The organism is Photobacterium damselae, assembly GCF_003026815.1.
Lineage (GTDB): Bacteria > Pseudomonadota > Gammaproteobacteria > Enterobacterales > Vibrionaceae > Photobacterium > Photobacterium damselae.
This window is the reverse complement of the sequence record NZ_PYOG01000001.1, coordinates 191,331-211,505: the sequence shown is the minus strand read 5'-3', so window position 1 is coordinate 211,505 and position 20,175 is coordinate 191,331. Positions and strand designations below refer to the sequence as shown.

At 41.4% G+C, this 20,175-nt stretch carries 16 protein-coding genes and 2 tRNA genes; 16 read left to right on the top strand and 2 right to left on the bottom strand.

Translation table 11 applies throughout. The features are described 5' to 3' along the window. Nucleotides 1-2 precede the first annotated feature (2 nt). The 5 genes from tolB to CTN07_RS00900 all read left to right on the top strand — a co-directional run bounded on the left by tolB (nt 3) and on the right by CTN07_RS00900 (nt 5,924). Complete coding sequence (gene tolB / locus CTN07_RS00920; RefSeq protein WP_005300082.1) at nt 3-1,352, top strand: Tol-Pal system beta propeller repeat protein TolB; 1,350 nt, start codon at nt 3-5, stop codon at nt 1,350-1,352. 47 nt (nt 1,353-1,399) lie between these two features. Beyond that, entirely contained in the window at nt 1,400-1,945 is a 546-nt protein-coding gene (gene pal, locus CTN07_RS00915) for a peptidoglycan-associated lipoprotein Pal (RefSeq protein WP_005300081.1), read from the top strand. Nucleotides 1,946-1,961: 16 nt separating this feature from the next. After that, entirely contained in the window at nt 1,962-2,696 is a 735-nt protein-coding gene (gene ybgF, locus CTN07_RS00910) for a tol-pal system protein YbgF (RefSeq protein ID WP_005300080.1), read from the top strand. 167 nt (nt 2,697-2,863) lie between these two features. After that, a complete protein-coding gene (gene nadA, locus CTN07_RS00905) occupies nt 2,864-3,907 on the top strand; it encodes a quinolinate synthase NadA (RefSeq protein ID WP_005300079.1) in 1,044 nt (347 codons plus the stop codon). A 169-nt stretch (nt 3,908-4,076) separates the two neighbouring features. Continuing rightward, entirely contained in the window at nt 4,077-5,924 is a 1,848-nt protein-coding gene (locus tag CTN07_RS00900; protein WP_005300078.1) for a response regulator, read from the top strand. Nucleotides 5,925-5,966: 42 nt separating this feature from the next. Here the strand turns inward: CTN07_RS00900 and CTN07_RS00895 are convergent, their stop codons facing one another. Continuing rightward, nucleotides 5,967-6,542 (bottom strand): UPF0149 family protein, encoded by a 576-nt coding sequence (locus tag CTN07_RS00895; RefSeq protein WP_036764115.1) that lies wholly within the window; start codon nt 6,540-6,542, stop codon nt 5,967-5,969. 247 nt (nt 6,543-6,789) lie between these two features. On the opposite strand from CTN07_RS00895, the gene CTN07_RS00890 reads away from it, so the two are divergent. The 11 genes from CTN07_RS00890 to phaC all read left to right on the top strand — a co-directional run bounded on the left by CTN07_RS00890 (nt 6,790) and on the right by phaC (nt 16,716). After that, nucleotides 6,790-6,877, top strand: a tRNA-Ser gene (locus CTN07_RS00890). Between the two features lie 25 nt (nt 6,878-6,902). After that, nucleotides 6,903-6,993, top strand: a tRNA-Ser gene (locus CTN07_RS00885). 164 nt (nt 6,994-7,157) lie between these two features. Next, complete coding sequence (locus CTN07_RS00880) at nt 7,158-7,493, top strand: DUF6404 family protein (RefSeq protein WP_036764113.1); 336 nt, start codon at nt 7,158-7,160, stop codon at nt 7,491-7,493. A gap of 115 nt (nt 7,494-7,608) precedes the next feature. Beyond that, complete coding sequence (locus CTN07_RS00875; RefSeq protein ID WP_036765092.1) at nt 7,609-9,237, top strand: LytS/YhcK type 5TM receptor domain-containing protein; 1,629 nt, start codon at nt 7,609-7,611, stop codon at nt 9,235-9,237. An 18-nt stretch (nt 9,238-9,255) separates the two neighbouring features. After that, nucleotides 9,256-9,975: a LytR/AlgR family response regulator transcription factor gene (locus CTN07_RS00870; RefSeq protein ID WP_005300072.1), complete on the top strand. Its 720-nt coding sequence runs from the start codon at nt 9,256-9,258 to the stop codon at nt 9,973-9,975. Between the two features lie 249 nt (nt 9,976-10,224). Further along, on the top strand, nt 10,225-11,436 hold the full coding sequence (locus CTN07_RS00865) for an L-lactate MFS transporter (RefSeq protein ID WP_005300070.1): 1,212 nt from the start codon (nt 10,225-10,227) through the stop codon (nt 11,434-11,436). 312 nt (nt 11,437-11,748) lie between these two features. Beyond that, a complete protein-coding gene (locus tag CTN07_RS00860; RefSeq protein WP_036764111.1) occupies nt 11,749-12,201 on the top strand; it encodes an L-alanine exporter AlaE in 453 nt (150 codons plus the stop codon). Between the two features lie 331 nt (nt 12,202-12,532). After that, a complete protein-coding gene (locus CTN07_RS00855; protein ID WP_005300068.1) occupies nt 12,533-13,273 on the top strand; it encodes an SDR family oxidoreductase in 741 nt (246 codons plus the stop codon). Between the two features lie 13 nt (nt 13,274-13,286). After that, the gene (locus CTN07_RS00850) at nt 13,287-14,492 is read left to right on the top strand and encodes an acetyl-CoA C-acetyltransferase (RefSeq protein ID WP_005300066.1); all 1,206 of its coding nucleotides are present in this window, start codon (nt 13,287-13,289) and stop codon (nt 14,490-14,492) included. A 44-nt stretch (nt 14,493-14,536) separates the two neighbouring features. Further along, nucleotides 14,537-14,884, top strand: a complete 348-nt coding sequence (locus CTN07_RS00845; RefSeq protein WP_036764108.1) for a phasin family protein — start codon at nt 14,537-14,539, stop codon at nt 14,882-14,884. Nucleotides 14,885-14,943: 59 nt separating this feature from the next. Continuing rightward, the gene (gene phaC / locus CTN07_RS00840) at nt 14,944-16,716 is read left to right on the top strand and encodes a class I poly(R)-hydroxyalkanoic acid synthase (RefSeq protein WP_005300061.1); all 1,773 of its coding nucleotides are present in this window, start codon (nt 14,944-14,946) and stop codon (nt 16,714-16,716) included. Between the two features lie 88 nt (nt 16,717-16,804). Here the strand turns inward: phaC and mscM are convergent, their stop codons facing one another. Beyond that, complete coding sequence (mscM, locus tag CTN07_RS00835; protein WP_005300059.1) at nt 16,805-20,113, bottom strand: miniconductance mechanosensitive channel MscM; 3,309 nt, start codon at nt 20,111-20,113, stop codon at nt 16,805-16,807. Between the last annotated feature and the right edge of the window lie 62 nt (nt 20,114-20,175).

The following is a 20,175-nucleotide window of genomic DNA, read 5'->3' as shown; positions in this document are numbered from 1 at the left end:
GGATGAAACGTTGGATAATGGGCTTGTGCTTAATGTTACTGACCGTGAGTCAGTTTGCACGTGCTGAATTAGAACTTGTGATAACCGATGGTGTCGACTCGGCCCGTCCAATTGCTGTTGTGCCATTTAAATGGGAAGGGCAAGGTAAACTACCTACTGATATCTCTGCTGTTGTCGCTTCTGACTTACAGCGCAGTGGTAAATTTAGTCCAGTACCTGTGGCAAAAATGCCGCAGCAACCATCTGATGAGAGCCAAATTAACTATAATGCTTGGACTCAAATGGGTGTGGATGCTCTTGTAATGGGAACGGTATCGCAAGATGCTAATGGTAATTACGTTGTTCAATATCAATTGATCGACTTAGTGAAAGGTCAACTACAAAGTAAACAAACCACAGCAGATGCTAATGGTCAGGTTGTAACTGAGAAAAATTATATCTTAGTCAATAACCGCGCAACGGTGAAACCAAACCGTTTACGTCAGTATGCTCACCGTATTTCAGATGTGGTATATCAAAAACTAACGGGTGAGCGTGGTGCTTTCTTAACTCGTATTGCTTATGTTGCAATGGAAGAGAAATCAAAATTTCCATATCAACTTCGTGTAGCTGACTACGATGGTTACAACGAGCGTACCGTACTTAAGTCTCAGCAACCAATTATGTCTCCTGCATGGTCACCAGATGGCAGTAAGTTAGCTTATGTTAGCTTTGAGAACAATAAAGCTCAGATCTACATTATGAATATCTATAAAGGTACTCGTGAGCTGGTTTCTGACTACCCTCGTCATAACGGTTCACCACGTTTCTCTCCAGATGGTTCTAAGTTAGCGCTTGTACTGTCTAAGAGCGGCAGTTTGCAGATCTACATTAAAGATTTAAATACTAAGCAGTTAACACAAGTGACTCGCGGTCGTGCTAATAACACTGAACCGTTTTGGGATCCTACGGGTAATTCATTGATCTTTACCTCTGACCGTGGGGGTAAGCCTCAGATTTATCGTGTTAACTTAGCGGATGGTCAAACTCAGCGCTTAACATGGCAGGGCAGTCAGAATTTAGGTGGCCAATTAACACCTGATGGTCGTTACCTTGTAATGGTGAATCGTTCAGATACTGGCTATAACATTGCTAAGCAAGATTTAAAAACGGGTGCGGTACAGGTTCTAACAAAGACATTTCTTGATGAATCACCAAGCATTGCCCCTAACGGCAGTATGATCATTTACAGCTCATCGATTGGTAATTCTAACGAGTTGTCTTTAGTGTCTATCGATGGTCGCTTTAAGGCTCGTTTACCATCGGCAAGTGATCGTGTTCGTTCACCTGCTTGGGGACCATTCCTCAACTAATAGTTACTAAAAAAGACAAATAGATATCAAGACAAAGGATACAAATAATGCAATTAAACAAAGTACTTAAAAGTCTAGCGATTGCGCTACCGCTAATGACTCTTGCTGCATGTAGTTCAACTGAAGGTACAAACAGTTCAGCGGCTGATCAAACTGCTGGCGGTTCATCTTCTATGGTTGATCAAGGTGCAATCTCAACACCTGTAGATGGTGGCAATGGATCAATGTCTGAGCAAGAAATTCGTAATCAGCAATTGCGTCAAGAGACCACTGTTTTCTTCAAGTTTGACAATGCTGAAATTCAACCTGAATATCAAGCAATGCTAGAAGCTCACGCTGAGTATCTACGTGACCACCCAGCAGTAAAAGTTATCATCGAAGGTCATGCAGATGAGCGCGGTACGCCTGAGTACAACATTGCCCTAGGTGAGCGTCGTGCTGCTGCGGTTGTTAAGTACCTACAAGCATTAGGTGTTCCTGCAAGTCAGATGTCTATCGTGAGCTACGGTGAAGAGAAGCCGCTAGTTCTTGGTCATACAGATGCTGATTACGCGAAAAATCGTCGTGCAGTACTTGTTTATAAAACTATCTAATTGATAGGGATCTATCATGAACAGTAACAATATGCGTAAACTCGCATTAGGGTTGCTGGTTGGTGCGGCGACTCAATTGGTCGCCGTTCCTGCTTTTGCCGATTCACAGTTAGATCGTCTAGAGCGTATGCTTGATGCGCGAAATCAGATGATGCTTGATATGCAGCGTCAACTCGATCAAATTTCAACAGATGTTGACGATCTTCGCGGAAAAGTAGAGCGCAATAGCTACGATTTAAAGCAGATGTTAGAGCGTCAACGTGAACTTTATCGAGAAGTAGATACGTTAAGTAGCCAGCAAGCGCAACAGGCAAAAGAGACCAAAGCAACCAATACGGATGCAAAGGAAAATCAAGAGAGCTACAGCAGCAATCTTGATGAAAACCAAGCGTATGAGAAAGCCGTTAATCTGATTTTAAAAGAGAAAGATTACCAAGGTGCAACGAAAGCCTTTAATGACTTTATTGCCACTTATCCAAAATCGGTTTACGCGCCTAATGCCCACTACTGGTTAGGTCAGTTGTATTTTGCTCAAGGGCAAATGAAAGCTGCTGATGAACATTTTACAGCAGTTGTTGCTGCAAAAGATTCAAGTAAGCGTGCCGATGCTCTATTAAAATTGGGTGCTATCGCTCAAAAAGCCAATGATAATGCCAAAGCCACTCAGTATTATCAGCAGGTTGTTAAAGAGTTTCCTAGCTCAACAACGGCCACACAAGCCCAAGCTGCATTGAACAAACTGGGACAATAATCCAGAATTTTCATTGGTTAAAAACTAAGGTCTGAGCTTAAGTTCAGACCTTTTTTATTGTGAGATTTCGCTGAAAGCTGGTGGTAACTCAATGTTCCTCCTGCATCTTGTGAACGTTTTGTATATAATCAAGGCAGACTAAGGATTAGCCACTAGAGCAAGAAGCAATGACAAAACAATTCAATCCCGCCGAAACCATTTATCCCTTTCCACCAAAGCCAACGCCTCTAACCGCCGATGAGCGCGCTACTTATAAAGAGAGCATTCAACGTCTATTAGTAGAGAAAGACGCGGTGATGGTCGCGCACTATTATACCGATCCTGAAATTCAGGCATTGGCAGAAGAAACAGGCGGCTTTGTTGGCGATTCGCTAGAAATGGCTCGTTTTGGTAATCAACACCCAGCGAAAACCCTACTGGTCTGTGGTGTGCGTTTTATGGGAGAGTCTGCCAAGATCTTAACACCAGAGAAGCAGATACTGATGCCAACATTAGAGGCTGAGTGTTCCCTTGATCTTGGCTGTCCAGCAGAAGCTTTTACTCAGTTTTGTGATGAGCATCCAGAGCATACCGTGGTTGTTTACGCCAATACGTCAGCGGCGGTAAAAGCTCGTGCTGATTGGGTGGTGACATCAAGCATTGCTTTGGAGATAGTCGAGCATTTAGAGGCTGAAGGTAAACCTATTATTTGGGGACCTGATCGCCATTTAGGTTCTTATATTCAAAAGCAAACTGACGCTGATATGTTATTGTGGCAAGGTGAATGTGTCGTCCACGATGAATTCTCAGCTAAAGCGCTCCGAGATATGAAAGCGGTTTATCCTGATGCCGCTATTCTCGTACATCCAGAATCACCTGCCAGTGTTGTCGCTCTGGCCGATGCCGTTGGTTCGACGAGTCAGTTGATTAAAGCAGCTAAATCGCTTCCTAACCAACAGCTGATTGTCGCAACAGATAAAGGCATTTTTTATAAGATGCAGCAGATGGTTCCAGAGAAAGAGCTTATTGAGGCTCCAACTGCTGGTGCTGGCGCGACCTGTCGCAGTTGTGCTCACTGTCCTTGGATGGCGATGAACGGTCTAAAAGCAATCGAGACCGCATTGATAGATGGCGGAGCGGAGCACGAAATCTTTGTTGATGAAGCTATTCGAGTGCAATCGCTCGTTCCTTTAAATCGCATGTTAGATTTTGCTGCTAACCTACAACAGTAATTAAATTCTATTCTGAGCCAAATGCCGCTTTCGCTTAATCGTTAAAGTGGCATTTTTTATTCTGACTAAACCTCGAACTTTGAAGTTACTTAAGTATAAGTATTAAAAAAGTACCAAAAAGCCAAAATTTTGCTTTACTTAATTAACAGTAGGTAAGGAGATTTTAGGCATGAAGCAAATTGGTCGGCTCCCATTATGGGGAAAGTATTTACTTGTGATCGTGAGCTTAACCATGGTGATGTGCTTTGTTTTTGGTGAGATTTTACGAATTTCAGAAACCAAATTTATTGAAGAAAAAATCCAAGGCCAATTAGAGCAGTACAGTAATATTATTGTTTCTGCTACTAAACAAGATCTCCTTGAGCAAGATACTCAAAGATTAGAAAATACTGTTCTCACTATTACACATAATATTCCCAGTTTAGCCCATCTCTGTTTTTATAATCGTGATAATCAAAAAGTGTTTCAATGGGGAAGTGCCGATGATCACCATGATGATCATTTTCACTATGAGATCACCAAAGATGTGGTGGTTAATAATGGTTATATCGGCAAAGTTGAGATCGCTTTAAAAAATCAGGTTCCTGAAGAGATCATAGCCCACCATGTCGCTTATATTCGAATTATTCTTGCGGCTTCATTATTACTTCTGGGCTGTTTATGCTATTTCGTATCGCAATATCTTATTATTAATCCTATTGCGCGAATTAATAATAAAATTCTTTCGCTTAAAGAGATGTACCCTAAATTAAATCAGGTAAAAGAAAACCAGTCAGAAATGCAACGGCTGAATTCATCAGTCTTTATTTTAAAGCAAGTATTAGAGAAGCAGCGAGAAAAAGAATTATTACTTCAAGAAGCGCAACATGAATCAGAAGAAGCCAATCGAATTAAGACTGAATTTATTGCGACCATGAGCCATGAAATTCGCACTCCGATGAATGTGATTTTAGGCTCGTTAGAAGTACTCAATGAAGAAGACTTAAGTCCTAAAAGTAAACGGTTTGCCGAAATCTCACAAAGTGCAGCCCATTTACTGTTAAATCAACTTAATGATGTTTTAGACTTTGCGCGATTAGAATCAGGAAAGGTGGCACTTAGCCAAGGGGAATTCTCACCGTATAAATTAGTTCGTTCCATAGAAGATATCTTTCGCAATCAAGCTGAACAAAAAGGCGTTAAATTTCATGTTGATATCGGTTTTTCACCAGAGCTATTCATGGTTAGTGATGAAGGGAAAATATCACAAATTCTCACTAACATTGTTGGTAATGCACTAAAGTTTACCAGCTCTGGGAGTATCACGATTAGGGCCCGTTGGCATGAGACAGAGCAACTGATTTTTACCATTAGCGATACTGGAATTGGTATTGATAAAGATAAAATAGCCTCGATTTTGCAGCCTTTTGTACAAAGTGATGCATCCTTTTCAAGACGTTATGGTGGGGCAGGGATGGGACTGGCTATCACCTCTGCGTTGGTTGAGTTGCTCTGTGGCCAGTTAGAAATTGATAGCCAAGTTGCAAAAGGAACCCAATTTACCGTGAGACTACCCATTGCTAAAAGCTATTTTAAGCAACAGAAACAGAGTGGATCTTCAAAGCACGATGATTGGACATTACTCCATGGTAAAAAGATTTTGTTAGTAGAAGACAGTATTTCTAATCAATTGATTGCTAAAACGATTTTAGAAAAAAATGGCTTTGTTGTTGAAACGGCTTTAAATGGTCGAGAGGCGATAGAGCAAGTACAGCAAGTCAAGGTTGATGCAGTATTAATGGATTTGCAGATGCCCGAATTAAATGGGTTAGAAGCCAGTCTTGCGATACGCCGCTTAGGGGGGATATATACATCCCTACCTATTATTGCGATGACAGCAAATGCTAGCGATAAAGATAGAGAGGAATGCCATCAAGCTGGTATGGATGATTATTTAACTAAGCCTATAAATAAACAGCATATGCTTGAAGTGCTAAGGATATGGTTAACGACTCAGTCAATCCCTGAAATTGAGTAGATTTGGTATACGACAAACCTACTCAATTATAGGGTTTGTCGCTTATTGATCTTCTGCTAACGTTTGGGCTCGTTGAGTTAGGCCACATAGCATAGTTGGAACAGCTTTAAAGATCTCTTCAAATTGAGCCAGAGCATCGGCACCTTCTTGAGATAATACTGCAAGAGCATTTTCTGGGTCGAACAGTAAGCTGATAGACAGAAGAACGCCACCTAGTAGGGCATTATCTTCACTGTCTTCAGGCATAATGGTTTCCCAATCATCACGTGCTAACTGCCAGCCTTGCAGCATGCCTTCTGTGAACTCGCGAGTCTCTTCTGTCACTAGTTGAGCATCATCGAGGGCGCAACCTTCAGGCCATTGCCAAGTACCCGCTAGCAGTGCTGCTCGTGCATCATTCCAGATACCAACAATAGCATTTGCGTAAGCTTCAAGTTCTTCATGAGTTGTAAATGGTGAAACTTCCTCACCACCCCATAAGAAAGCAAGCCACTCTGCAGGATCAAGAATATTTGGTGCAGCCGCCATAGAGGTCACAAAACCATAAGTTTGTGCAGAGGATAATAGCTGCTCGGCAAGGTTAGAATCTTCTAAAATTGCATTTAGTTGTGAAGACATAGTTAGAATCTCATCGGTGAAGGCTTAATGACGTCTTACTGTATTTAGCGACGTATCTCATGGCCTGATTATATACCAGTCTTACTTAAGAAGAGCAGTGATGGACTCGCTAAATTCTTGTTATTTCATCTTGTTGTTTGAATAATGAACGCTTAAAAACAAATAAAGAAAAAAGGCTTGCCAATGTAGTCGGGGATCTTTATAGTACGCCTCCGTTGTCACGGTAAAGCTGTGATGGCAACAATGTGGTGAGGTGTCCGAGTGGCTGAAGGAGCACGCCTGGAAAGTGTGTATACGGCAACGTATCGAGGGTTCGAATCCCTCCTTCACCGCCATAACTTCTTACGAGAAGAACAAAACGGAGAGATGGCTGAGTGGTTGAAAGCACCGGTCTTGAAAACCGGCATACGTTTGTAGCGTATCTAGGGTTCAAATCCCTATCTCTCCGCCATATTTAGAAAAGCCGCTGAGTTTATGCTCAGCGGCTTTTTGCATTTTTGCGAGATAGCTAATAGAATCCATTTCTCATTGTGCAATAATTTGCTTATAAATCCGTTGCCGTTGTCATCATTGAAGCGGGAATAGATAACAATGATCTCTTCAAGGAATGAAGTTATGGACGCACACTATCAGCAAAGACTCAACGCCGCATTTCGTCAATTACAAGGTGTCAGAATTACCAATTATGATCCTATTGTTGATCGCTTATTTCGCCGAATCGGCATCTATCTACCTCCGAGTTATTATCGCCACCCATTAAGCAACCTAGCGATTTTTGGGGTTATGTACTGGCCGCTCTTTTTCGTGCTCAATATCTTATTCGTCCCTGTGGCAAGTGCGGCACTTTACAGTTTAATTCCAAGCTTATTATTGAGTAGCTTGTTAACCGCGTATTTTTATTGGGCTCAATGTATTAACGATCTCACTGAATGGCAGCAGTTAGATTTGTGAACAGCAGGTTTGAACTTCTCAATAAATCATCCTACAAATTATTTTTCACTTTAGTACAATTCCCTCACTAAATATTCAATGTAAGTGAGGGAATAACGTGTACAGTGAACAACTAATGATGCTATTGGCGGTGTTTGAGCGCGCCGCCTTAATGCTCATGGCCCTTTTTCTCCTCACTCGAACACCGCTATTCCAAGATATTGTTAAGAAAAAACATCGTCGACCAATAGAAACGGCAATGATCTCTTTGTTGTTTATCCTTTTTGCGGTCTTCAGTACTTATACTGGAGTCAAAGTTGATGGCTCTTTGGTTAACGTTCGTATTATTGCGGTTATCTCTGGCGGAATTATTTTTGGCCCTTGGATTGGCATTCCAGCGGGCATTATTGCAGGTATTCACCGCTATTTGATCGATATTGATGGTCCAACTTCGGTAGCATGTTTAATCACGAGTGTTATCGCAGGCTTATTAGCTACATGGATACATAAAAAGTGTGCCCCTAAGCATTATGCAAAGTTAGGCATTTTAGCGGGTATGGTGTGTGAAGCGTTAACCATGACCTTAATTGTGGTGTTATCTAATAATGACTCCCAAGCCTATACCATAGTGTCACACATTAGCTTTCCAATGATTACCGGGACCTTATGTATTGGTCTTATCATTAAGCTGGTGCAAGATCTTGATGAAGAGAAAGACCTGGTTGCTGCAAGACAAGCCAAACTGGCACTTGATATTGCCAATAAAACCTTGCCGTATTTTCGTAAAAGCAATCGTGAATCTTTGATGGCGGTATGTAATATCATTCGCCATGAAACAGAGGCTGATGCGGTCTCTATTACCGATACTCAAGATGTTCTCGCGTATGTCGGAATAGGGGAAGAAAATTACTTAGATGCCTATCATAAGATCAGCACCATGACCCAGCAAGCCGTGACGACAGGTCAGCAAATTATCAGTAACAATCTCAATATTCACAATTTTCACTCTTTGTTGATTATACCTTTGTGTGAAAATGGGGAAGTAACCGGGACGCTGAAAATCTTTTATCGCCAGCCGAATCAGGTTAAACCGTCATTACGAGAAATGGCTATTGGTCTATCACAATTGATCTCGACGCAAATGGAAGTCTCCCGTATTGATCAACTGCGAACTATGGCGAGCAAAGCGGAATTTTCAGCCTTACAAAGTAAGATAAACCCTCATTTTCTGTTTAATGCGCTTAATGCCATTTCTACTTTAGTGCGAATTCGTCCAGATCAAGCTCGTGAATTGATTGCTAACTTAGCCGATTTTTTACGCTACAACCTAGATCACACCGATGAATTGATCGATATTCAAGAAGAGCTGCAACAAGTGAAAGACTATGTAGCGATAGAGCAAGCTCGTTTTGGTAATAAACTGAGTGTGAATTTTGATATTGATGATGTTCACAATAAAATTCCGGCACTGCTTCTACAACCGTTAGTGGAAAATGCCATTTTGCATGGAATTCAGCCTTCAGCCAAACCAGGACAAGTGTCTATTCTGGTTAAGCGCTTACTTACCGATGAAGTTCAGGTCACCATAGAAGATACCGGGGTAGGTATTAAACCTGAGGTTATCACCAAATTGCGTAACGGTAACATGGAGAGTCACCGAATTGGTTTGCAGAATGTCCACCAGCGATTGCTACTGTTATATGGTGAAGGATTAGAGATTGTCTCTGATAAGCATGGCACTAAAATGTCTTTTATTATTCATTAAGCGAGAAGGGAAAGAACAATGTTAAAAGCATTAATTGTTGAAGATGAGTACCTAGCTCGTGAAGAGTTGCAGTATTTGATTTCCACCCACAGTCAAATCGATGTGGTAGCCAGCTTTGATGATGGTCTTGAAGCCTTTAAATATTTACAAAGCCATAAGGTCGATATTGTCTTTTTAGATATTAATATACCCTCTATTGATGGCATGTTATTGGCGCGTAATATTCATCAATTTCAACATAAGCCCCATATCGTGTTTACTACAGCTTATAAAGAATATGCAGTAGATGCATTTGAACTCGAAGCGTTTGATTATTTGCTTAAGCCTATTAGTGAAACTCGGGTCAAAGGCTTGTTGCAGAAACTGGAATCGATAAACAACGACATCCCTGTTGCCAATGAAAAAGTCACAACATCATTAAATTTAACCCGTGATAACCGCATTTATGTCACACCCATTAAAGATATATATTATGCGGTAGCCAAAGAGAAAATCACTGAGGTTTGTACTGCATCGGGCCTTTATATTGTGCCATATACTATTAGTGACTTAATGACCCGCTTGCCCCAAGATCAATTTTATCGCAGTCACCGCTCTTATATTGTTAATACCAGTAAAATCTGCGAAATCATCCCCTGGGTAAACAGCACTTATCTACTGAAATTACGTGATGTAGAAGGGGAGATCCCGGTCAGTCGTAGTAATATTAAAACGTTTCGTCAGCTAATGAACTTGTAACTGATAACCCATTTTATAGTGACTAATGCAGAAGGCCACTTCTGGTTTTGTTGAAAATATGCGCGATTTTGAACTTTGATCTCGCGCAAACTCTGCATTTCATGCGGCTATTTTGCATTTCATTCCAACCCCAATGCAGCTCAGGTTTTATTGATTTCAACCTCTTGCGACAGCCATAAATAAGCTTAATCTCATCTTTAGAGCAGCGAGTTAATCGCTTGATTTTTATTGATGTTGGAGATGCTTATTATGGCAAGTGCGATCACCAAACAGAGCCGTATCTTTACTTTGATTGGCACCATAATTACCCAGTTTGCTTTGGGTTCGGTCTATACTTGGAGTCTGTTTAATTCACCATTAGCAGATAAGTTATCAGAACCTGTTAACCGCGTTGCGTTCTCATTTGGTATCTTGAGTTTAGCACTTGCTGTTGCATCTTCTCTATCCGGCAAATTACAAGAACGTTTTGGTGTTCGTAAAGTCACAATTGGCGCAGGCTTATTACTGGGTGCAAGCTTATTGCTAACTGCACACGCTTCCAACCTGATTTTGCTGTATGTTTTTGCAGGATTACTGGTTGGTTTTGCTGATGGTACTGGCTACCTATTAACCCTCTCTAATTGTGTGAAGTTTTTTCCCGAACGTAAAGGATTGGCCTCTGCCTGTGCAATTGGTGCTTACGGTCTAGGTAGTCTTGGCTTTAAATACATCAATATGTACTTACTCACTCACATGGGTCTTGATATGACTTTCGATGTGTGGGGCGCAATTGCTATGGTTATGGTGATTATTGGTGGTCTGATGATGACAGATGCTCCTAAGCAGCAAGTAAGTGCTAACAATAGTGCAGAGCAGCGTGATTATACCTTGGCTGAAGCGATGAAGTGTTCTCAATTTTGGTTGCTAGCCCTAGTATTCTTAACTGTTTGTATGAGTGGCTTATATGTTATTGGTGTTGCAAAGGATATCGGTCAAGACTATGTACACTTATCTGTCACAACGGCGGCATCTGCGGTCGCTATTATTGCCGTTGCTAACCTAAGTGGTCGCTTAGTCTTGGGTATCTTATCTGATCGTATTGCTCGTACTAAAGTCATTGCGATTGCTTTAGCAGTATGTCTTGTTGGTGTTTGCTCACTTCTATTTGCTCACCAATCTATGCTCTCTTTCTATGTGGCGGTTGCGTGTATAGCCTTTAGCTTTGGTGGTACGATTACGGTATTCCCATCATTAGTTAGTGACTTTTTCGGTCTTAATAATCTCGCAAAAAACTATGGTTTGATTTATTTAGGCTTCGGTATTGGTAGTTTTGTCGGCTCAATTGTTGCGTCTGTATTTGGTGGCTTTATCGCGACATTCTACTTAATGTTTGCTTTGTTAGTGGTGTCATTAATTATCGCATTAACCATCAAAATTCCGGGTCAAACAGGTATAAAACAGCAAATTATTATGGCTAGTTAAGCATAAATCAGACAACGTGCTAAAAATCACAAAATTGAATCGGGTAGAGCGTGTCTCTACCCGTTTTTTCTTGGTAACATGTTGTTTATCATCTTGTTATTACTGTATTTTTAAAAAATGGTAGCGAAAGTAACTAGTTTTTAATCTGAAAGTAGCGATTAATTCACAACTGAGTTAAATCTTTGGTGAGATATTTTATAAAAAAGCTGTTCTAATACAACAATCAACTGCCAAGTTAGTTAATGGCTGGTGATAATCGCTTTATTTATTCTATTTATTGGGCTTATTTGCTAGTTGTTTGAGGTGTTGTCTATGGCTGTTAAAGGGCAATTTAATTTTAAGAGTGCGGCAGTTGATATGTTTGCCATGGTTGTGTTCAGTTTTGTTGCTGGTATGGCAATTGAAATATTTATCTCAGGTATGACATTTCAGCAATCGTTGGCTTCTCGAACCTTATCGATTCCGGTGAATATTGCTATCGCTTGGCCTTATGGTGTCTTTCGTGATTATGTTATTCGCCAAGGCCACCGTTTATCTGAGCGTAAGTGGATGAAAGGCGCATCAGATATGGTTGCTTATGTGCTGTTTCAGTCCCCAGTTTATGCGTTGATATTGCTGGTGGTTGGGGCCGACATGAATCAGATTATCACCGCGGTTGCAAGTAATGCCTTGGTTTCTGGGGTATTAGGTATCGCTTATGGACAGTTTTTAGATATGTGTCGTCGTTGGTTTAAAGTTACCGGATACGCACAGCAACAAGCTTAATTTTCCCCGCTGTTTCCATTCAACTATTTTTGAATTCGTAAGGCCAGATCATCACGATCTGGCCTTTTCTTTTTTAGAACTATCTACCTAATCTGTTTATTTAATCGTCAAATATATGACGGGAAGGGCATTTTTATTCGATACATATATACCATTTCGTAATGTTTATCTTGTTCACATCCGATGAGTGTATTGAGATAAGGATCAATATTATGAAAATAGTTTAATACAGTCATTGCAATGTAATGTGTATGCATTAGGTTAAATAACAGTCAAATGCAGAAGGCCAACGGTTGTTTGGTCTGGTTGTTATTAAAGAATGGAGTCTTAAATGAGTAAATTGGCTTTGATCACAGGTGCAAAAGGCGGTATTGGTTCTGCAATTTCATGTCAGCTTGTTAACGATGGTTATCGTGTGATTGCAACCTATTTTACGGGTAAGCATGAATGTGCCTTAAAGTGGTTCAAGGAGTGCGGTTTTACTGAGCAACAAGTGCGTTTACTCGAATTGGATGTAACGAATACGCAGCAGTGCCAAGAGCGTTTAACCGCATTGCTGGAAGAAGAAGGTACCATCGATGTTTTAGTCAATAATGCCGGAATTACCCGTGATTCTGTATTTAAAAAGATGTCGGCAGAGGCTTGGTATGACGTCATCAATGCCAACCTAAACAGCTTATTTAATGTTACTCATCCACTCTTTGCCGCTATGTGTGAAAAGGGGAATGGACGAGTAATTAATATCTCTTCCGTTAATGCCTTAAAAGGTCAATTTGGACAGGCAAATTATTCAGCAGCAAAAGCAGGCATGATCGGTTTTTCTAAAGCTCTGGCAGCAGAAGGTGCGCGCAGTGGTGTGACCGTGAACGTCGTAGCCCCTGGCTATACCGCAACGCCAATGGTTCAAAAAATCAAACCAGAGATTTTAGATGCGATCAAAGGTGAAATTCCTATGAAACGTCTTGCCGAACCAGAAGAAATCGCCAAATCAGTCAGTTTCCTTGCCAGTGATGCAGGCGCATACATTACAGGGGAAACACTGTCTGTTAACGGCGGCTTATACATGCAATAAAGGGAAAATCATCATGGAAAGAGTATTTATTGTTGCAGCAAAACGTTCGGCGATTGGCGCATTTGGCGGCACATTAAAAGATCAAGCGGCAGGGAAAATTGCTGCAGAAGTGATTAAAGGTGCATTAGATGCGGCAAATATCAATGGCGCTCAAGTCGATGAAGTGATTGTTGGTAATGTGGTTGGTGCTGGACAAGGGATGGGGGTAGGCCGCCAAGCTTCATTGTGGGCTGGAATTCCGGCTACAGTGCCTGCTTATAGTCTTAATATGGTATGCGGCAGCGGAATGAAGACAGTCATGGATGGCGTTTCTCATATTCGTAGTGGTGATGCAAAGGTGGTGGTTGCAGCTGGGGTCGAAATTATGTCCCAGATCCCGTTTATTGTGCCAAGCAAAGTGCGTGATGGTCAAAAGATGGGAAATCTCACTTTAACCGATCTCTTGATTGCTGATGGCTTAACCGATGTTTATAACCAATGCCATATGGGAGTTACTGCAGAAAATATTGCTAAGCAGTTAGATATCTCCCGCCAAGAACAAGATGAATTTGCCCTTGCCAGTCAGCAAAAAGCCGTAGCTGCAATTGAAATGGGTAAATTTGAAGATGAGATTGTTCCTCTTGAGATTCAACAACGTAAAGGAACGATCACCTTTTCAACCGATGAATATCCAAAAGCCAATGCGTCTTTAGATGCGCTCGCCAGTTTACGACCAGCTTTTGATCGTGAAGGGTCTGTCACCGCAGGTAACGCATCTGGAATTAATGATGGTGCCAGTGCCGTTATTCTCGCTTCTGAGTCTGCATTAAAAGCACATAATCTTATTCCACTCGCTGAAATTGTCGGATATGCCCAGTCTGGACTTGAGCCAGAAATTATGGGGTTAGGACCTGTTGAAGCGGTGACCAAAGCTTTGGCACAAGCCGAATTGAATTTATCAGATATCGCCGTATTTGAGCTCAATGAAGCCTTTGCCGCTCAAGCTCTTGGTGTGGTGTATCAGTTAGCTGAAAAACATCAGGTGGAAGCTAGCGATATTATTGCCAAAGCAAACCTAAATGGTGGGGCAATCGCACTCGGTCATCCATTAGGGGCTTCGGGTAACCGAATTTTGGTCACCTTGACCCATGAATTGAAAAAACAACGCGGCCGATATGGAGTGGCATCGCTCTGTGTTGGTGGTGGTATGGGAACCGCAATTGTCATCAAAGCAATGTAATTCTTTTATTTAATAATTAACTGTCCTTTACAAGGAGATAGCAAATGTACAGTGATTTTTTTAAGACGTTTACTGATCAAACTGAAAAAACACTTCAACCTTATGTGAAATTCAACAAGCTTATGACTAAGAATGTTGAGGTACTCACTGAGCTTCAATTAAATGCAATACGCACCTACAGTGAGATGGGTATTGAGCAAATGAAATCGGTAGGTGAGATCCGTGATGTGACATCTCTTGCAGCTTATAACAGTCAGCAAATGGCGGTTTTGACAAAATTATCCCAGCAAATGGTAGAAGACAGCAACAAGCTTCAATCTATTGCTAAAGAGTTTAAAGAAGATTTGGAAAAGCTCTCATCCGAGAATCTAAAAACGGTGACTCCAGCTTAATAGCTCTTATCAGCGCCGCCAGTGACCGGTGGCGCTTTCCGATTACAGGAGTTTTTCCCATGTACCAAAACTTCTTCTCGGACTACCTTGTGAAGCTCCAAGAGACCAATCAACAGTGGTGGCACGATTTTGAAGCCAACAAGGCAGCCGTAAATTCCCCTCTTAATAAAGCAATGCAAGAAGTGAATTTTGAAGATACCGCAAAATTCTTCGAACAAGCTGCAAATCAACCAGCAGCAATGTTAAAGGTTCAGACTCATTGGTGGGAGCAGCAACTGCAAATTTGGCAGAATCTGGTGCTCAGTGATCCATCTAAATCTGTGGTTGAAGCTGAACTTGGAGATAAACGTTTTGCCAATGAAGCGTGGCAAAACGAACTTCTTTATAACTTTATTAAACAGTCATATTTGCTATTTAGTAAAACCTATCAAGACACGATTGATTCTATTGAAGGGGTTGATGAGAAGACAAAAGAACGTATTAGCTTTTTCTCTCGTCAGGCCATTAATGCACTTTCTCCATCAAACTTTATCGCAACCAATCCTGAATTGCTTAAGATGACCCTTGAGCAAAATGGTGAAAACCTCATTGCAGGACTGGAGAAGTTTAAAGAGGATATTGAATCGAGTGCTGATATTTTAAAAGTCCGGATGACCAACAATAACGCATTTCGCATCGGTGATGATATTGCAACAACCGAAGGGGATGTGGTGTATCGAAATGATCTGTTTGAGTTAATTCAATATCGACCTTTAACCGAGAAAGTTCATACGACCCCGTTGTTGATCGTTCCGCCTTTTATTAATAAGTACTATATCCTTGATTTAACCGCAAAGAACTCCATGGTTCGTTGGCTGTTAGAGCAAGGTCATTCGGTCTTTATGATGTCGTGGCGAAATCCCGGTAAAGCTCAAGCGGATACCGAGTTTGGTGACTACATTACCGATGGGGTGGTTAAAGCCGTTAGTGCAATTGAAGATATCACAGGACAACAGCAGGTTAACGCCGCAGGTTACTGTATCGGTGGCACTTTGCTGGCTTGTACCGTGGCTTATTATGCCGCTAAACGAATGAAAAAACGCATTAAATCAGCGTCATTTTTCACGACCATTTTAGATTTTTCTCAACCGGGTGAAATAGGTGCTTTTGTTAATGATACCGTGGTGTCAGCCATAGAGCAGCAAAACAAGGTTAAGGGATATATGGATGGTCGCAGTTTAAGTGTGACCTTTAGTATGTTGCGCGAGAATAGCCTTTATTGGAACTACTATGTCGATAACTATTTAAAAGGTAAGAGTCCGGTTGATTTTGACCTTTTATATTGGAACAGCGACAGTACCAATGTGGCGGGACCTTGTCATAATTTCCTCTTACGAGATTTTTATCTGGAGAACAAATTAATCCAAGATAAAGGGGTGAAGATTGATGGGGTATGGATGGATCTGAATAAGATCAAAATTCCAAGCTACTTTATCTCAACCAAAGAAGACCATATTGCGCTGTGGCAAGGGACTTATCGTGGTGCTCTGCTAACAGGGGGGAATAAAACCTTTGTTCTTGGTGCATCTGGTCATGTTGCGGGTATTGTTAATCCACCCAATAAGAACAAATACGGTTATTGGACCAACGATAATCTAGATGATTCTGCCGATGAGTGGTTAACCAATGCCGAATATGCAGAAGGGTCTTGGTGGACTCACTGGGATCAGTGGTTATCGCAGCATAATCGTCAAGAGCAAGTCGAGCCTTATTCGCCAGGATCTGAAAACTATCCAGTAATCGATAGTGCGCCAGGTCAATACGTGAAGCAGGTTCTGCCTATTACTGAATAGCTACAATCGTATTTTGTGGTAAAGCTGTAATAAGAAACTCGATAAAAATAAAGGCTTGAAGTGAATGATCAGCTTCAAGCCTTTTTGTTTAAGCCTTACGTGAGCGGAAACTCTTTCGCATTGGATGCAGTTCTTGTTTTTTCATGGTCACTTCAAGTTGTGGGTGAGCAATCATAATACTGTGATCCATAAACTTATTCTTAATGCGGCAGTGTAAGTCATGGGTCAAGCTTAAGCGGTGTCCGGTTTCTGCGGCGTAAGCACGAACCTCAAAACGTTGACAGTTGGCATCGAGCCCTAAGAAAAAGACCTCAGGAGCTGGGTCATCCAAAACCAAACGGCATTCATGGGCGGCATCAAACAGTAATTGAGTGACCAATTCAGGGTCAGCGACATACTCAACATTGATAAAGAGTTTGACGCGGGTAATAGAATCACTGAGCGACCAGTTAACAAATTGCTCGGTAACAAAAGCTTTGTTAGGCATGATCACTTCTTTACGATCCCAATCGACAATGGTGGTGGCTCTGGTCTGAATTTTTGTCACCATGCCAGTGAGATCACGAATAGTAACGGTATCTCCAATTCGAATTGGCTTTTCAAATAAGATGATAAGGCCAGAAATAAAGTTAGCGAAAATCTCCTGCATACCAAAACCAATACCCACACCGAGGGCGGCGACAAGCCATTGCATTTTGCTCCAGTCAAAACCAATCAGACCAGAGCCAACAATGATACCGATAAATATCGCAAAATAACGGGTAAGGGAGGTGATGGCATAACCGGTTCCTGGACGTAAATCCAAGTGTTGTAAGATCAACAGTTCCATCGCTGCGGGTAAATCTCGCGCTAAAATGGTGGTTAAACCAAATGTTAGTACCGCGAGCAACACACTGTTTAAGGTAATCGCACTCAGCTGATCAATACCATTAATCTTACTGGTTACATCCCACAGCGTAACGTTTTGTAGCGAGCTGGTGGCCAGATAGAGATCTGAAAGTAACCACGCCATCATTGCCAGATAAATCAGTAGCAGTAACGAGCGCAGTAAACGCAACGATTGCGCACTGATTTTATCTAAGTCAATTTCAGGCTCTTCAATCTCAATATTGATTTCGCTGGTACTGAAGTTTTCTTCTTTATCACCTTGTACTTCTGCCTGACGCTGCGCAATGATCTCTTGACGCTTGGCTTTCGCTCGTTCAAAAGCAAGACGGCGTTTTTGGATCAACATTAAGCGTTTACATAAGTAATAAATCAGCATGGTTACAACGCCAAGTACGGCCGATTGTTCCATGCGCAGCATAATGGCTTGAGAGGAACCTAAGTAACCGTTTAGTGCGCTATAGTTTAGAATTTGTGGGACTAAGATTAACGTCCACCAAAACAGATGATGACCTAAATGCGCTTTGCCTTCAGGAACATCACCATAGGTCATTGGTAGTTTTTGTTGCCACATACGATAGTGGAAATAACTTAAAGCACAGTTACTGATAATAAATGCCAGTCTCCCCAGGGTGCCATTGACTTCGATATCACTGTAATTGAGTGCAAAGTTTTGAATCACCATCATGGGAATGTAAATCCATAATAAGCGACGATAATGGGCAAACGTTGGGTTTACGACAAAGTCATCCCAGCCAAAATGACTGATGAAAAGGCCATTTTTTCGTACCAATTCTCTAATAAAGAAAAAGACGACTAATGCCATAGGGTAGACAATAGCTTGGCCAAGATGATGGACAAATGGATATTGCCATGCTTCTTGTAATCCATAGCCAAATAGGGTGATCACCAGTGGTATGACCCACGCAAAGCAGAAGGCGACGAAGACATTAATATAACTGTAACGGAACTTGTCCATAGTCACTCGGCCAATCTTGGCGCTGGTCTTTTCTAAGTATTTCTTCCAACGTTTACGAGCCCAAATCTGGCCGCTGATCAGCAGTCCACTTACAACGATGATAGTCAGTAAAATGAAGTGGTTTATGACCATTGGCGCTTTGAGTAAATTGATCCACTGAGATGGTGAAAAGAACCACTTTAGCTTTTCCCATGTATCGATGAGTAAATTAATACTGAGAGGGTTTGTGTCAGGCGCCCAAAATAGACGTTTAGCCGCAAGATTTTTTAGGTCGGTCAATTTGGTATTCAACTTATCATAAGCAACTTTTAGTACGGCCTGCTGATAGATAAGGGATTCTGAAGCAGCAATTAAGTCGTTGTATAAACCGATGTTCGCATCACTGAGCTCTTTTGCCATCACTTGTTGTTCTGGGGTAAGTCCTGAACTGGTAATGTGCTTTTGACGTTGAGATAAAGAATCCACTTGTTGTTGATATTCGTATTTTTTCAGCTGATTGCGACCAATACTGTTATCTAACGCTTCAATTGGGGGATTGCTTGGTAGCCCTTTAATTCGGTTACGCATGCTTTCACTAAATGCTGGGCTTAGTTTTAGCAAGTCGGTCATCGCATTTAGATCGTCTGCAGTTTTGGTTACTTCGCTAATTTGTTTATTGGCGGTGACCGCTTGTTGCTGCGTTTGTTCGTTTTGGTAGTTGAGGTTATTCAACTCCCCTGAAAGACGCTGATTAGCTTGAAGTAACTGTTGAATGACCAAGGGCTGATCACTCATGGATTCTTCAAGCTCTGTCCCTGTCTCTTGGTTGTCGCTACTGGCCATTCGCAATACACGATTTAAGGTACTTTGAAGATTGTTTCGGTACGCTTGGCGCGCTTCAATTTCTTGATTGTCGTATTGAACTTGGAGCTTGGCTAAAGTACGGCGATTACCTGAACTAAGCTGTTCTGCTTCTAGCATATTTAAGTAGCTATTGAGATACTGCTCGTTGATTTGAAGCAAAAGTAGGGCATTCGTATCGTTAATACGACGAGCTTGTTGCAGATCTAATTCGGTTGATTTTAGTTGGCGACGCAGGCGATCTGACTGAGCCGTAAAGTTATCAATACCTCGTTCGATTTCTAATAAGATATTTTTATGGGCGTTACGTGAGCTTTCGAGTTGCAGTAAAAGATTATCTTGTTCTGCAATTTCGAGGGTCAGCTGTTCTTTGTCCCATTGATTAAATTCTGGAAATTCACTAGTAGAGAAGGCATCAATTTTATTTTGTAGTGCTGCAACTTGTTTGGGAAAGGTATCTATAAGGTCGTCATATTGCTTGGTAAGACGATTAAACTCTTTTGCTTTAGCAACTTGGTTTTGTGCTTGTAAGTAGATATCAAGCTCTTTTATGGTCTCGGGAGTTTGTGGCTGCTTATTGAGGTACTCAATTTTGTCATTTAATGTTTGTTCATTCTCATTAGCGTGCGCAGGGGTCGTCACTAACATTGTGAACATCAAACAAACTAAGACAAACAGTCGTCTACCAAGCATAAAGCTACCTTTTCTTATTCTCTACCTGACTTGTTAGATTAACGTTAAATCATAGATTTGTT

Excerpts from the sequence above, each read along its gene's own strand:
- CTN07_RS00870 (WP_005300072.1), top strand. The coding sequence starts at position 9,256 with ATGTTAAAAGCATTAATTGTTGAAGATGAGTACCTAGCTCGTGAAGAG.
- ybgF (WP_005300080.1), top strand. The coding sequence starts at position 1,962 with ATGAACAGTAACAATATGCGTAAACTCGCATTAGGGTTGCTGGTTGGT.
- nadA (WP_005300079.1), top strand. The coding sequence starts at position 2,864 with ATGACAAAACAATTCAATCCCGCCGAAACCATTTATCCCTTTCCACCA.
- CTN07_RS00860 (WP_036764111.1), top strand. The coding sequence starts at position 11,749 with ATGGCTGTTAAAGGGCAATTTAATTTTAAGAGTGCGGCAGTTGATATG.
- phaC (WP_005300061.1), top strand. The coding sequence starts at position 14,944 with ATGTACCAAAACTTCTTCTCGGACTACCTTGTGAAGCTCCAAGAGACC.
- CTN07_RS00895 (WP_036764115.1), bottom strand. The coding sequence starts at position 6,542 with ATGTCTTCACAACTAAATGCAATTTTAGAAGATTCTAACCTTGCCGAG.
- tolB (WP_005300082.1), top strand. The coding sequence starts at position 3 with ATGAAACGTTGGATAATGGGCTTGTGCTTAATGTTACTGACCGTGAGT.
- CTN07_RS00900 (WP_005300078.1), top strand. The coding sequence starts at position 4,077 with ATGAAGCAAATTGGTCGGCTCCCATTATGGGGAAAGTATTTACTTGTG.
- CTN07_RS00845 (WP_036764108.1), top strand. The coding sequence starts at position 14,537 with ATGTACAGTGATTTTTTTAAGACGTTTACTGATCAAACTGAAAAAACA.
- CTN07_RS00875 (WP_036765092.1), top strand. The coding sequence starts at position 7,609 with ATGATGCTATTGGCGGTGTTTGAGCGCGCCGCCTTAATGCTCATGGCC.
- CTN07_RS00865 (WP_005300070.1), top strand. The coding sequence starts at position 10,225 with ATGGCAAGTGCGATCACCAAACAGAGCCGTATCTTTACTTTGATTGGC.
- pal (WP_005300081.1), top strand. The coding sequence starts at position 1,400 with ATGCAATTAAACAAAGTACTTAAAAGTCTAGCGATTGCGCTACCGCTA.
- CTN07_RS00880 (WP_036764113.1), top strand. The coding sequence starts at position 7,158 with ATGGACGCACACTATCAGCAAAGACTCAACGCCGCATTTCGTCAATTA.
- CTN07_RS00850 (WP_005300066.1), top strand. The coding sequence starts at position 13,287 with ATGGAAAGAGTATTTATTGTTGCAGCAAAACGTTCGGCGATTGGCGCA.
- CTN07_RS00855 (WP_005300068.1), top strand. The coding sequence starts at position 12,533 with ATGAGTAAATTGGCTTTGATCACAGGTGCAAAAGGCGGTATTGGTTCT.
- mscM (WP_005300059.1), bottom strand. The coding sequence starts at position 20,113 with ATGCTTGGTAGACGACTGTTTGTCTTAGTTTGTTTGATGTTCACAATG.